This is a genomic window from Priestia aryabhattai, assembly GCF_023715685.1.
Lineage (GTDB): Bacteria > Bacillota > Bacilli > Bacillales > Bacillaceae_H > Priestia > Priestia aryabhattai_B.
Genome location: NZ_JAMBOQ010000003.1, coordinates 613,621 through 626,373 on the forward strand (window position 1 = coordinate 613,621; position 12,753 = coordinate 626,373).

14 protein-coding genes are annotated in these 12,753 nt (G+C 38.8%); 11 read left to right on the forward strand and 3 right to left on the reverse strand.

All coding sequences use genetic code 11. The annotated features are described in order from the left end of the window. Positions 1-10: 10 nt before the first annotated feature. Positions 11-913, reverse strand: a complete 903-nt coding sequence (locus M3225_RS16210) for a COX15/CtaA family protein (RefSeq protein ID WP_251395341.1) — start codon at positions 911-913, stop codon at positions 11-13. 504 nt (positions 914-1,417) lie between these two features. Between M3225_RS16210 and cyoE the strand changes: the two genes are divergently transcribed. The 6 genes from cyoE (at position 1,418) to ctaG (ending at position 7,402) form a co-directional block, all read left to right on the forward strand. Continuing rightward, positions 1,418-2,356 (forward strand): heme o synthase, encoded by a 939-nt coding sequence (gene cyoE, locus M3225_RS16215; protein WP_251395344.1) that lies wholly within the window; start codon positions 1,418-1,420, stop codon positions 2,354-2,356. A gap of 137 nt (positions 2,357-2,493) precedes the next feature. Further along, complete coding sequence (gene coxB / locus M3225_RS16220) at positions 2,494-3,549, forward strand: cytochrome c oxidase subunit II (RefSeq protein ID WP_251395346.1); 1,056 nt, start codon at positions 2,494-2,496, stop codon at positions 3,547-3,549. Positions 3,550-3,583: 34 nt separating this feature from the next. Then, positions 3,584-5,449, forward strand: coding sequence for a cytochrome c oxidase subunit I (ctaD, locus tag M3225_RS16225; RefSeq protein WP_251395348.1), 1,866 nt, complete (start codon positions 3,584-3,586; stop codon positions 5,447-5,449). Continuing rightward, entirely contained in the window at positions 5,449-6,069 is a 621-nt protein-coding gene (gene ctaE, locus M3225_RS16230) for a cytochrome c oxidase subunit III (protein WP_013056081.1), read from the forward strand. The genes ctaD and ctaE overlap by 1 nt, the downstream gene beginning before the upstream one ends. A gap of 4 nt (positions 6,070-6,073) precedes the next feature. Further along, positions 6,074-6,406, forward strand: a complete 333-nt coding sequence (gene ctaF / locus M3225_RS16235) for a cytochrome c oxidase subunit IVB (protein ID WP_014460982.1) — start codon at positions 6,074-6,076, stop codon at positions 6,404-6,406. A 57-nt stretch (positions 6,407-6,463) separates the two neighbouring features. Then, positions 6,464-7,402: a cytochrome c oxidase assembly factor CtaG gene (gene ctaG / locus M3225_RS16240; RefSeq protein ID WP_251395350.1), complete on the forward strand. Its 939-nt coding sequence runs from the start codon at positions 6,464-6,466 to the stop codon at positions 7,400-7,402. A 35-nt stretch (positions 7,403-7,437) separates the two neighbouring features. Here the strand turns inward: ctaG and M3225_RS16245 are convergent, their stop codons facing one another. Continuing rightward, the gene (locus M3225_RS16245; RefSeq protein WP_251395352.1) at positions 7,438-7,797 is read right to left on the reverse strand and encodes a YugN family protein; all 360 of its coding nucleotides are present in this window, start codon (positions 7,795-7,797) and stop codon (positions 7,438-7,440) included. 185 nt (positions 7,798-7,982) lie between these two features. On the opposite strand from M3225_RS16245, the gene M3225_RS16250 reads away from it, so the two are divergent. The 4 genes from M3225_RS16250 to M3225_RS16265 all read left to right on the forward strand — a co-directional run bounded on the left by M3225_RS16250 (position 7,983) and on the right by M3225_RS16265 (position 11,213). After that, positions 7,983-8,402, forward strand: coding sequence for a CBS domain-containing protein (locus tag M3225_RS16250; RefSeq protein WP_251395354.1), 420 nt, complete (start codon positions 7,983-7,985; stop codon positions 8,400-8,402). 191 nt (positions 8,403-8,593) lie between these two features. After that, positions 8,594-9,610, forward strand: coding sequence for a CAP domain-containing protein (locus tag M3225_RS16255; protein ID WP_251395356.1), 1,017 nt, complete (start codon positions 8,594-8,596; stop codon positions 9,608-9,610). Positions 9,611-9,694: 84 nt separating this feature from the next. After that, positions 9,695-10,471 (forward strand): sporulation protein YpjB, encoded by a 777-nt coding sequence (locus M3225_RS16260; protein WP_251395358.1) that lies wholly within the window; start codon positions 9,695-9,697, stop codon positions 10,469-10,471. 64 nt (positions 10,472-10,535) lie between these two features. After that, positions 10,536-11,213, forward strand: coding sequence for a zinc metallopeptidase (locus tag M3225_RS16265; RefSeq protein ID WP_095379851.1), 678 nt, complete (start codon positions 10,536-10,538; stop codon positions 11,211-11,213). Positions 11,214-11,243: 30 nt separating this feature from the next. On the opposite strand, the gene M3225_RS16270 is transcribed toward M3225_RS16265, so the two are convergent. After that, complete coding sequence (locus M3225_RS16270) at positions 11,244-12,110, reverse strand: YitT family protein (RefSeq protein WP_251395360.1); 867 nt, start codon at positions 12,108-12,110, stop codon at positions 11,244-11,246. Between the two features lie 312 nt (positions 12,111-12,422). Between M3225_RS16270 and M3225_RS16275 the strand changes: the two genes are divergently transcribed. After that, the gene (locus tag M3225_RS16275; RefSeq protein WP_013056090.1) at positions 12,423-12,752 is read left to right on the forward strand and encodes a nucleotide pyrophosphohydrolase; all 330 of its coding nucleotides are present in this window, start codon (positions 12,423-12,425) and stop codon (positions 12,750-12,752) included. The last annotated feature ends 1 nt before the right edge of the window (position 12,753 follow it).

A 12,753-nucleotide genomic window follows, 5' to 3' on the forward strand; every position in this document is an offset into this window, starting at 1 on the left:
CTTTTTTTGATCAATTATGTGTATGACGCGTTGCAAGTAAGGTTAAATAGCTTAATACCCCGAATAGGAAAGAGATAATTAAAGAATGGGCAAGCGCAAGCTCTAGCTGCAAACGTGTGACAACAACAAGCATACCGGAAACCGCCTGAAAAATAACTAGAATGAGAGCAGCTAACCATCCGTAAAAAATATTTTTCTGATTACGATAATATTTAACTGCATGGATAAATGCAGCTAAAATCCATACAAACGTTAAAACAGCAGCGAATCGATGTCCCATTTGAATCCACTGATTCAAATCAACAGGTAGCCAACCGTTTCCGTTTGAACAAAATGGAACGTCTGGACAAGCTAAACTAGCTTCTTTATGGCGAACAAGCGCGCCTGTGTAAACAACGGCATATGTGTACAAGATAGCTCCGTAAATATGTTTTTTCATTTTAAAGCCTAGCTGTATATTATTTGCGTCGAGCTTTCGATCCACTTCAAAGATAATGAGTGTTAACAGCAGCACAGAAGCAAACGAAATAAGGGAAATACCAAAATGAAGAGCTAGCACTGCATCTGATTGCCCCCACATAACGGCTGCTGCCCCAATTAATGCTTGCAGTACTAGGAAGAAAAAAGAGATAAACGCTAAAGGTTTAACTTCTTTTATATGCCCTAGTGAAATCCATGCCCATACGCATAAAGCGAGCACAAGAAAGCCTGACACGCCAGAAACTAAGCGGTGGCTTAATTCAACAACGGTTTCAAATGTTAAAGGATCAGGAATGAGCTGCCCGTTACACAGAGGCCAAGAATCTCCGCACCCGTCTGCTGAACCAGTTTTCGTAACAAGGGCACCGCCAAGTAGAATAAGTAACATGGCCATGCTCGTCACAACGGATAAAAATTTTAATCCAAGTCGCACAATAATCACCATCCTAAAAGCAAAGTAAGTAATATAACGAGCTAAACAATTTATCCTAATCTTTTTGTATATTAAACATAAATTTCATTTATTCTCCATAAACTTGATTGAATTTGTTATAATGGTAGAAAGTGTAAGGTTTGTTCATGAGTTTGACTCTGCAGATATGTAAAAGGTACCGTACAGAAAACTATTTTACTTGCAGAAATATCTTTTAACAAGTGACAGGGACAAGCATTTAGCTCATGACAAAAAAAATCCATATTTTTTTCATGAATTCTTCACAAAGTAGCGGCAAAATATGGTTTAATAAACATGAGAAATAGATATTTCTCTACTATTTTATCGTTTACATGTGAAGCTTTTAAGTAGTTTTGGTGAGAGGAATATGACTTCTTTGTGAACAAAGAGGGGATTTTTGTAAAAATATGTTGAAAACGCCTTCATTTATAGACTCTTTATTTAATAGATAAAAGTCTGTGGATGAGTAAAGGAGGAAGCGCCATGGAAGATTCGAAAATGGTGGAAGATTCAACGCTTTCTGCATCGCCTAACACAGCTCATGTAAGCGAAAATAGTTCCATTTGGTCAGATTTTTTAGCTACAATTAAAATTGGAATAGTCAACTCAAATTTCATCACCACCTTTACTGGTTTTTGGCTAGCTCTTTTCTTCAACGAACAACACTTCTTAGAAAACCTGGATAAAGCATTTTTTACTTTAATAGGTTCTTCACTTATCATCGCCGGTTCATGCAGTTTGAATAATTACATAGATCGTGACATTGACCCTCTAATGGAACGAACAAAGGGACGACCTACAGTGACAGGGAGTTTTGCACCTTTGACGGTCCTTGGGATTGGAATCGGTTTTACGTTAACCGGCTTGCTTATGCTACTAATTGTTTCTTCGGTAGCTGCTCTCATCGGATTAGCAGGAATACTTACATATGTAGTTCTTTACACCATGTGGTCCAAAAGACTATACACAATTAATACCGTAATCGGAAGTATATCAGGCGCCGTCCCGCCTTTAATTGGATGGGCCGCTATTGATCCAAATTTACACGTAGTGGCTTGGGTGTTGTTTTTAATCATGTTTATTTGGCAGCCGCCTCATTTTCTAGCTCTTGCTATGCGGAGATGTGAAGAATACCGAGCAGCCGGAATTCCTATGTTGCCTGTTGTACACGGTTTTGAGCTTACAAAACGACAGATTCTCATTTGGGTTGCTTGTTTGTTGCCATTACCTCTATATTTATACGAATTAGGCACTCCATTTCTAATTTTGGCGACTGTTTTAAACATAGGATGGCTATTTTTAGGATTTGCTCAATACAATAAACAAGAAGACACAAAGTGGGCTAGCATGATGTTTGTCTACTCACTAAACTATTTAACTATTTTATTTGTCTCAATGATTGTCGCAACGCTTTTTGCCTAGATAAAATCTTTCAATGAATGCGACACTGCACAAGGGGGATTTCTTCTACATGTAGAATTCATTATAGAAGGAATAAGTTTTATGCTCAAGAGGGCATAGATGAAATCACGTCAATGAAAGAGAGGTTGGGGAATGGTATGAAAAAATGGCGATTGAACTTTCGTGTTTTGTCGTTATTTACGCTGTTTGCATTCGTGTTATCGGCCTGTGGAAAACCGTTTTTATCAACACTTAAGCCTGCAGGTGAGGTAGCTGAAGAACAATATTCGCTTATGCTGCTTAGTACAGCCATCATGGTTTTAGTTATTATTGTTGTCACCATTATCTTTATATTTGTTATTCTGCGCTTTCGTCGTCGTAAAGGCGAAGAAAATGTGATTCCAAAGCAAGTAGAGGGAAGCAGAAAGTTAGAAATTATATGGACAGTGATTCCTATTTTGTTGCTGATTATTTTGACTGTTCCAACGGTCATCTCAACATTTAAGCTAGCGGATGTAAAAGGAATGAAGGACAAAGATGCTGTCGTAGTAAATGTGCGTGCTAACTTGTACTGGTGGGAATTCGAGTATCCTAATCAAAAAATTATTACATCGCAAGATCTAGTTGTTCCAACCGATAAAAAAGTCTACTTTAATATTAAAGCTTCTGACGTCAAGCACTCATTCTGGATTCCTTCAGTTGGAGGAAAGCTCGATGCTAACACAGAAAATGATAATAAATTCTGGCTAGTGTTTGATTCTAAAAAATCGAAGGAGGCCAACGGAGTTTTCTACGGAAAATGTGCCGAGCTTTGCGGTCCATCTCATTCTCTTATGGACTTTAAAGTACGGGCTGTATCAAGCGATGAGTTTGATACGTGGGCAAAAGATTTGAAAAAGGCAAAGCCTGATGTAGAAACAGCATCAGCCAAAGCTGGTCAAGAGGTCTTTAATGAAAGCTGTATCGGATGTCATGCTGTTGATGTCAAAGACAATCGCCCAGAACAAGCTCGTCAAGCACCAAACTTAGCCGGTTTTTCTGAACGTGAGCGTGTAGCCGGGGTGCTTCCTCACAACAAGGAAAATATCAAAAAATGGTTAAAAGACCCTGAAAAAGTTAAGCCGGGTAATAAGATGAGTGGTACATATCCTGACTTAACAGATGAACAAGTGAATGAGCTAGCAGACTATTTAATGAGTTTAAAAGAAAAATAAACGTCCAGTCGTTTTTAAAAGGGGAGGTTTAGCGATGAGTACACTCAGTCAAAAGAAGGGTGTAGGTGGAACAATTTGGGACTTTATGACAACCGTTGACCATAAGAAAATCGCCATTCTTTATTTAATTGCCGGCGGTATCTTCTTTCTAGTCGGAGGAGTGGAAGCGCTATTTATACGTATTCAGCTGGCTATACCAAGCAATGACTTTGTTAGTGCAGGAACGTATAATGAAATTTTAACAATGCATGGAACAACGATGATTTTCTTAGCTGCAATGCCGCTTCTTTTTGCTATGATGAATGCAGTTGTTCCGCTGCAAATTGGAGCTCGAGATGTAGCATTTCCATTTTTAAATTTGTTAGGTTTTTGGTTGTTTGCCTTTGGGGGACTCTTTTTAAATCTAAGCTGGTTTTTAGGAGGAGCACCTGATGCAGGTTGGACATCATATGCTTCGCTGTCTATTGCATCACCTGGTCACGGAATTGATTTTTATGCGATAGGTTTGCAGATTTCCGGAGCCGGGACATTGATTTCAGGTATCAACTTTCTTGTGACAATCATTAACATGAGGGCGCCAGGTATGACCTATATGCGTATGCCGCTGTTTACGTGGACGACGTTTGTTGCATCAGCTCTTATTTTGTTTGCGTTTCCAGCACTGACGGTTGGATTGTTTTTAATGATTTTTGACCGCTTGTTCGGTGGAAACTTTTTTGACGCCACAATGGGGGGAAACACCATTATCTGGGAACATCTTTTCTGGATATTCGGTCATCCGGAAGTATATATTTTAATTCTTCCAGCGTTTGGTGTTTTCTCTGAAATTTTACCTACTTTTTCAAGAAAGAGATTATTCGGGTACTCGTCGATGGTTTTTGCTACCGTATTAATCGGATTTTTAGGGTTCATGGTGTGGGCTCACCACATGTTTACAACCGGACTTGGTCCGATTGCAAATGCCATTTTTGCTGTCGCTACGATGGCCATTGCCGTTCCAACTGGAATTAAAATTTTCAACTGGTTGTTTACGCTTTGGGGAGGAAGTATTGAATTTACGTCTCCAATGCTGTATGCTGTGGCCTTTATTCCATCATTTGTTATCGGGGGAGTAACAGGAGTTATGGCAGCTGTAGCACCTGCAGATTATCAATTTCAAGATTCTTATTTTATCGTTGCCCACTTCCATTACGTTATCGTAGGCGGTGTCGTATACGCTATATTAGCAGGTGTCACATACTGGTGGCCCAAAATGTTTGGGAAGATGTTAGATGAAAAGTTAAGCAAAGCAACGTTCTGGCTCTTTTTGATTGGTTTCCACTTAACGTTCTTTATTCAGCATTTCTTAGGCCTAATGGGGATGCCTCGCCGCGTATGGACGTTCTTGCCTAATCAAGGTCTCGACCTCGGGAATGCAATCAGTTCATCAGGAGCTGCTTTCATGGCAGTTGCTACGCTCATTTTACTTGTTAATATTATAAAAACAACTGCCAAAGGACAAAAGGTAGGAGGAGATCCTTGGGGAGACGGACGTACATTAGAATGGGCTATTTCATCTCCACCTCCAGAGTATAACTTTAAACAAACGCCGCTTGTACGCGGATTAGATGCATATTGGATTGAAAAAAGGGCAGGAAATAAAGAAATGACGCCAGCCGAACCTCTTGGTGATATTCATATGCCAAACTCGTCGTTTATTCCATTTATGATATCGCTTGGAATGTTTATTGCAGGGATTGGCTTTTTGTATCGAAATGATCATGCGTGGGGAGATATTGTAGGCATTATTGGAATGATCGTCATGTTTTTATCGATGTTCTTCCGTTCATGGATTGACGATCACGGCTTTCATATTCATAAAGAAGACTTAGTTGATGATGACAAGGAGGCGAAGATGTAATGGAGACTGAACAAAAGCTAACGGCTGAAACTTTCCCTGCTTCGCCTGAAAAAGCAACGCTTGAAGGGAAAAATAAATTTACTGGCTTTTGGCTCTTTTTAGGCGGAGAGACGGTTTTGTTTGCTTCACTTTTTGCTACTTATTTAGCTTTACGTAATTCAACCATGTCAGGACCTAAGCCAGAAGAATTGTTTGATATTAAGCTTGTCTTTGCAGCCACCATGATTTTATTAACAAGTTCACTAACAAGCGTATATGCTATGTATCATATGAAAAATTTTGAATTTAAAAAGATGCAGCTATGGTTAGGCGTTACGTGGCTTTTAGGTTTAGCTTTTTTAGGGTTAGAAATTTATGAGTTCAGGCATTATGTTCATGAAGGACATACGTTTACAAGCAGCGCATTCGGTTCTTCATTCTACGCGCTGGTTGGGACCCACGGAGCTCACGTAACGTTCGGATTGCTTTGGATTGGTTCTTTGATGATTCGAAATGCGAAGCGGGGGTTAAACTTATATAACGCCCCAAAATATTATGTAGCAAGTTTATACTGGCACTTTATCGATGTTGTTTGGGTCTTTATTTTCACGGTTGTATATTTAATGGGAATGGTGGGATAAGCTGATGACGACAAATCAATCAAACTCAGATAACCCAAGGCTCAATTTAGAGTATCGTAAAAAAAGAAACGCAGAAGATATGAAGATGCAAGTTATCTCTTTTGCGATGATGTTGTTTTTAACACTAATTGCTTTTTTTGCGGTTTATCAAGAGTTTAGCGGATGGTATATTATGCCGGTGATTGTGCTCTTGGCGGTTGTTCAAGTCATCTTTCAACTTTATTATTTCATGCATATGAACCACAAAGGACATACCATACCAGCATTTTTCTTGTATTCGGGCGTATTGGTAGCTCTTTTAACCATTTTAGCTTTTGTAACCATTATTTGGTGGTAAAGAAAAGGGCTGGCATGCGCCAGTCCTTTTCATCATCTGTAGAAGGAGGAATAGACGTTGATTAACAATTTGCAGATGTTTGGTTTTGAAGCACTTTGGAGTCCTTACTATTTTTTAACCATTTGTCTGGTGACCGTCTTATATTTTTTCATCGTTGGTAGATGGAGAAGGAATTTTATAGGAGCGGAGGCCGTAAGCAGGAAAACAAAAGCGCATTTTGTCATCAGCATGGTTCTTTTATATATATGTAAAGGAGGACCTGTAGATTTACTAGGGCATTTTATGTTTAGTGCTCATATGACGCAAATGGCAATCGTTTACTTGGTGATTCCTCCGCTTTTTATTTTAGGAATTCCGCCGTGGTTAGCTCGTTCTGTTATTTATGTAAAAGGGGTTAAACCTGTTTTTAAATTCTTTACAAAGCCTTTAATTGCTCTACTATTATTTAATGGGTTATTCTCTTTGTATCATATTCCGCTGCTTTTTGATTTTATTAAAACGGATATGACGCTCCACGGAATCGTGAGTGTTGTATTATTTATCGCTGCATTTTGTATGTGGTGGCCACTCGTTAATCAGCTAGAAGAAGAACAAACGCTAAGTTCTTTAAAAAAGCTTGGATACATTTTTGCAGATGGCGTACTCCTTACTCCAGCGTGCGCGCTGATTATTTTTGCAAATCATTCTTTATATGCGACGTATACAGACTCAAGCGCTTGGGTGCAAGCTCTTTCCCTTTGTGTACCGCCTTCTATGATTGCAAGTTTGGGGCAGCTCGCTCCCGAGATGTTTAATACACTACCGCCCGTGGAAGATCAGCAGCTAGGCGGCGTTATTATGAAGATCATTCAAGAAATTGTGTATGGAACGGTCTTAGGATTTATTTTTTTTCAGTGGGCTCGAAAAGAACGAGAGAAAGATACGTACATGCCTGATTTTAGTGAACGTCAAAATATAAAATCAAAGGAAATTCCATCTACTCCTCCTTTGAATTGAAAAAGCGCAGTGTGATTACTGCGCTTTTTCTACTTCTATAGCTGAACGATTTCAAGCTGTGATTTGATTTGTGCCAATATCTTTTCACACTGTTCTACAAGGGATGGTGGGAAGTATTCACCGTCTCCATATTCTACACCGTGAGGATAATAATGTTTGCCTAGTAGAGGTGTCATAAGGTGAATAACAGCATGCCTGCCCCCTACATCGCCTGAAATAGCATGTCCTTGGACTCGTAAATAGAAGGTATCTCGCTGAAACTCGAATTTTCGATCGTACGTGACGCGTTCATAATCCCATTGTCCAGCGCGGACCAGGCCAAATTGATGCATAATCTCATCTAATAAATCTAAATCAACCTTTAATGAATCAAACTTTGCATATTCAAATTTCATATGGACTCCCTCCCAAAACAAATATACCCCAATTAAATCATAAGCCGAATGGATAAAACTTGCAATATATAATAAGGAAAAATGTAAACGTTATCTATTTTTATTTAAACGTTTTAAATACGAAAGTTTACTAAAAAGTTGGTCACACTATAAAGCGAACACACTATGTAAAGGAGGATAAAACAATGAAAACTGTACAAGATGTAATGACAGCTGATACGGAAACATGCACCACGCTCGATAATGTATATGAAGTGGCAGTGAAAATGAAGGAATGGAATGTAGGCGCAATTCCAATTGTCGATAAAGATCAGCTAGTAGGAATGATTACAGATCGAGACTTAGTTATAAAAGGCATTGCAGAAAAGAAGCCAAATTCAAGTAAAGTAACGGATGTTATGAGTGAGGAGCTTATAACTATTACAGCGGAAGCCTCTGTAGAAGAAGCTTCTAAGCTTATGGCTCAACATCAAATCCGTCGTCTTCCTGTTGTAGAAAATCAAAAGCTAGTAGGGATTGTATCGCTAGGTGATTTATCAACGTTTCGCTATGCAAATGAACGTGCAGGAGAAGCGCTCTCAGACATTTCAGAACATACGCATTAAAAAGAGAAAGGCCAACTGTTTGCAGTATATTCGTAAATAGTTGGCTTTTTCTTTTGTTTCCTTCATACCAATAGCTATTTTTTTTTGAATGCATGTATAATAGAGATAAAAATAAGTTAAACAGGTAAAGAAAACAGGTGTAAGGAGAGGAAGAAAAGCTGAAAAAAGTTATTTTTATTCTCGCATTAATAGTGGCATTTGTATACGCGGAGGATTGTTTACCTCAGCTAGAAAAATATCTAACGGGTCAAAATATTGAGCAAAACCAAACGGATTCCCAAAGTCAGCCGACACAAGAAGTGGCTTCTTATGAAAAACAAAGTGAAAATATGATGAGACTCATTGGAGATCATTCAGAACAGTTAATTGGAATGCTTGGAGAGCCGGATCGTATTGATTCTTCTGCATATGGCTATGACTGGTGGATTTACAAAAAGAATCGTCAAACGTATGCGCAGGTAGGAGTAGAAAATAATCAAGTCGTATCTGTATACGTCATTGGTTCAAAAACAAATACAGATCCTTTTGAGATTGGTGAGAAGCGAGAAGAAGTAGAAAAAAGAGTTTCACTTTCATCCGAACTCACACTTCAAAAAGACGGAAATGAATACCGATTTCGTCTGAGTGAAGAGGATATGAAAATGCGTCCAATTATTAAATATGGAGATGTATACGTCCAACTATATTTTGATCAGTTCCTTAATACAATCTCAAGTATTCGAATTATGGACATGGACACGCTATTAAAACAGCGTCCGTACGAAATTGTTTATCGTGGCGAGCTTCCCACAGCTCCGTCATTGACAGCGGAGGAGTGGAAAAGTGTCCAAGAAGGAGAAGAGCAGCAAATTATCGATATTACAAATGTAATTCGAGACCGATTTCAGCTATCACCTTTAGCTTGGGACGAAGCCACTGCCGGAGTAGCCTATTTACACAGCAAAGAAATGAGCGACTTAAACTATTTCTCTCACGTTTCACCAGCACAAGGTGATTTAGGCAACCGTCTGCAAAAAGGTGATGTAGTATATCGCATCGCGGGCGAAAATATTGCCTCGAATTATCAGGATGGAATCGCTGCGGTTGAAGGGTGGCTTAATAGTGAGGGACATCGTAAGGCTTTACTCAATAAAGAGTTTACGCGTCTTGGTGTAGGTGTATATGAGAAATATTATACGCAAAACTTTATCACTCCGATGAATGAATAGTGAGATCAAAACTTCCTTTTGAAAATAGGTCTACTCTTGTCCTCTTTCTCATAAGTTTTAGTAGAGGTTAGAGGAGGGACGAGAATGAAAGGAAGAATAGTAGGAATATTGCTCGTACTTTTCTTTGCATATACGACTACTGTACATGCAGCTGAAGGGCAGTGGGAAAAGCTTGATAACTTATCTGATCAAACGCTATCGCTTGTAGAGCAAAAGGAGTATAAAGCAGCCCAACATTTGTTCAGAAACTTTTCGAATGAATTTACTAGTCTCAATACAGCTTCTTTAGGCGTATCGGCCGAAGATATACGTATTTTAACTCTTTGTTATGAACAGGTAGAAAGGTCTCTTTTATCTTCTGATTCCAGTGATGAAGAACGTCTTCAAAAAGCTACTCAATTTCGATTATTAGTTGATGCGCTGCACAGTAAGCATCAGCCAATGTGGACTGAACTCGAAGGCAGTATGCTAGCAACATTTAAAGAGATGCGAAATGAAGCGGTAAAAGGAGAACAAGCGGCTTATGAAGCGCAGCTTAAGCAATTTTTGAAAGAATATGATATGATTTTACCGAGCGCGCAGGTAGACGTGTCGTCTCCCTACGTACAGCGTGTGAGCGCGGACGTTCACTTTTTACAAAGTGAGGGAACGCTAAGTGAGATTAACGATGAGCAGTTTAACCAAATGGAACAAAACTTAAAAGATTTTTTTGAACAAGTAAAAGAAAACCATACAGACCCGTCTTTTATTTGGGTTACAATTACCACCGGAAGTATTATTATTGCTACACTTTTTTATGTAGGAGCACGAAAATATTTCGCTGATCAGAAAAGAAAGTCAGCTAGAGGGCGTAATGATTGACGTAAAAGCGCAGAATTGTCTAAAATAAAAGAGTAGTCAAACACATAATGAAAGGTGTGGGTAAATGAGCTTTTTGATTTATTTTCTCATCATTATCCTTGTGCCAATTTGGGCGCAGTTTAAAGTGAGAAGTGCTTACAAAAAATATTCAAAAGTAAGCAACTCATCAGGAATGACAGGTGCAGAAGTAGCAAGGAAAATTCTGGATGAAAACGGGCTGTATAACGTTCACGTAGAGCCTGTAGGCGGATTTTTATCCGATCACTACGATCCTCGCTCAAAAGTAATTCGTTTGTCAGAAGACAACTATTATGGAACGTCTGTGGCAGGGGCTGCCGTTGCAGCTCACGAAGTGGGGCACGCGATTCAAGACAAAGAAAACTATTCGTTTTTACGTCTTCGCCACTCGCTTGTGCCGGTGGCAAGCCTAGGGTCTAACGTGTCATGGATCTTAATTATGATTGGGATTATCGCACAAGCTAGTGGTTTACTATTACTTGGAATTATCTTCATGGCAGCAGCCGTCGTGTTCCAACTTGTAACACTGCCTGTTGAATTCAACGCTTCAAGCCGAGCGATGACGCAAATCGTCTCAGTCGGAGCGATTCGAAATGACGAAGAGCGCGAAACGCGCAAAGTGCTTAATGCAGCAGCTTTAACATACGTAGCAGCCGCAGCAGTAGCAGTTCTTGAGTTGGTTCGTTTAATCATGATTTATACAGGAATGAATAACGACGATTAATAAAAAATACCGCATTAGCGGTATTTTTTATTATCTTTCAAGCGGTTTTTTATTTTCATCAAGGGTAAATCCTTCGCCTAAGACATCATGAACATCTGTAACCGCAACGAATGCGTGTGGATCTACAGAAGTAATAACTTGTTTTAAACGGAAAATTTCATTTTTACTCACAACGCAGTATAGCACGTTGGTATCTTGCTTAGAAAAAGAACCTTGCCCTTTTAAAATCGTCACGCCTCGATCCATTTCTTTCATAATTTTATCCGATATGGCTTCGTTATGATTCGAAATGATGGTTGCTCCTTTGGCGGCATACGCACCGTCTTGCATAAAGTCAATAACGCGTGCAGCGACAAAGACTGCAACAAGTGTGTACATAGCTTCTCGGTAGGATAAATAAATGAGAGACGCACTAATCACAACAAAGTCAAAAAGAAACATCGTTTTTCCCATATTCCACCCGATATATTTTTGAACAACACGTGCGATAATATCGACTCCTCCTGTTGTTCCTCCGAACCTAAAAATAATACCAAGACCCACTCCAATAAAAACACCAGCAAAGAGAGCTGCTAGAGTCATATCATGACGCAGAGGCATATTCACTGGGAAGCGCTGGAATATCCATAAAAATAGCGATAAGCTAACGACTCCGAGCATGGTATAAATAAATGCTGTTCTCCCTAATAGTTTCCACCCTACAAAAAACAAAGGAATATTTAACACTAAGTTAGAATAAGAGGGATCAATGTTAAATAAAAAAAATAAAAGCAGGGTAATGCCTGTGAATCCACCTTCAGCTAAATTGTTTTGCATGTTAAAATTAACAAGTCCAAACGCAAATATGGCAGCACCAAGCAGTATAAAAACAATATTTTTTAATCTGAGACCTTTCATACTTACAAACCTCCTATAGCCGTTTTTGCACTACCTTATCATAAAGGAATATATTTCATTTCGTAAATAACTATCGAAAAGATTTTTGAAAATAGTAAAAAGTGATGATGTTTCTTCTAGTGCTATGTATTAGTAGTATCCTCAATTCGTAAAATATAGACAGATTTTTGAGAATTAAGGGAAACGCGAGGAATATTGTGAAAAGGCATCTGGCAAAGGCGTGGTAAGAAGAAGTAATTACACTAAATAATTTGAAGTAAAGATGTTATAATAGTAAGCTGAGTGTACGTCTAAAAGAGGTGAAATAAAACGATGTCAAAAAAAACGATGGAGCAAATGCAGCAAGAAGTTGATGCCTATATTAGCCAATTTAAAGAAGGATATTTTAGTCCTCTCGCTATGCTTGCGCGAATGTCGGAAGAAGTGGGCGAATTATCGCGCGAAATTAACCACTATTATGGTGAAAAGCCGAAGAAAACGACTGAAGCAGAACGTACGGTCGAAGAAGAAATGGGCGACATTTTATTTGTATTAATTTGCTTTGCAAATTCATTAAATATTGATTTACAAGAAGCGCATGATCGCGTTATGAATAAATTTAATACGCGTGACAAAGATCGCTGGACGAAAAAAGAAGACTAAG

Coding starts and splice junctions, on each gene's coding strand:
- cyoE (WP_251395344.1), top strand. CDS start 1,418: ATGGAAGATTCGAAAATGGTGGAAGATTCAACGCTTTCTGCATCGCCT.
- coxB (WP_251395346.1), top strand. CDS start 2,494: ATGAAAAAATGGCGATTGAACTTTCGTGTTTTGTCGTTATTTACGCTG.
- ctaD (WP_251395348.1), top strand. CDS start 3,584: ATGAGTACACTCAGTCAAAAGAAGGGTGTAGGTGGAACAATTTGGGAC.
- ctaE (WP_013056081.1), top strand. CDS start 5,449: ATGGAGACTGAACAAAAGCTAACGGCTGAAACTTTCCCTGCTTCGCCT.
- ctaF (WP_014460982.1), top strand. CDS start 6,074: ATGACGACAAATCAATCAAACTCAGATAACCCAAGGCTCAATTTAGAG.
- M3225_RS16245 (WP_251395352.1), bottom strand. CDS start 7,797: ATGAAATTTGAATATGCAAAGTTTGATTCATTAAAGGTTGATTTAGAT.
- M3225_RS16250 (WP_251395354.1), top strand. CDS start 7,983: ATGAAAACTGTACAAGATGTAATGACAGCTGATACGGAAACATGCACC.
- M3225_RS16260 (WP_251395358.1), top strand. CDS start 9,695: ATGAAAGGAAGAATAGTAGGAATATTGCTCGTACTTTTCTTTGCATAT.
- M3225_RS16265 (WP_095379851.1), top strand. CDS start 10,536: ATGAGCTTTTTGATTTATTTTCTCATCATTATCCTTGTGCCAATTTGG.
- M3225_RS16270 (WP_251395360.1), bottom strand. CDS start 12,110: ATGAAAGGTCTCAGATTAAAAAATATTGTTTTTATACTGCTTGGTGCT.
- M3225_RS16275 (WP_013056090.1), top strand. CDS start 12,423: ATGTCAAAAAAAACGATGGAGCAAATGCAGCAAGAAGTTGATGCCTAT.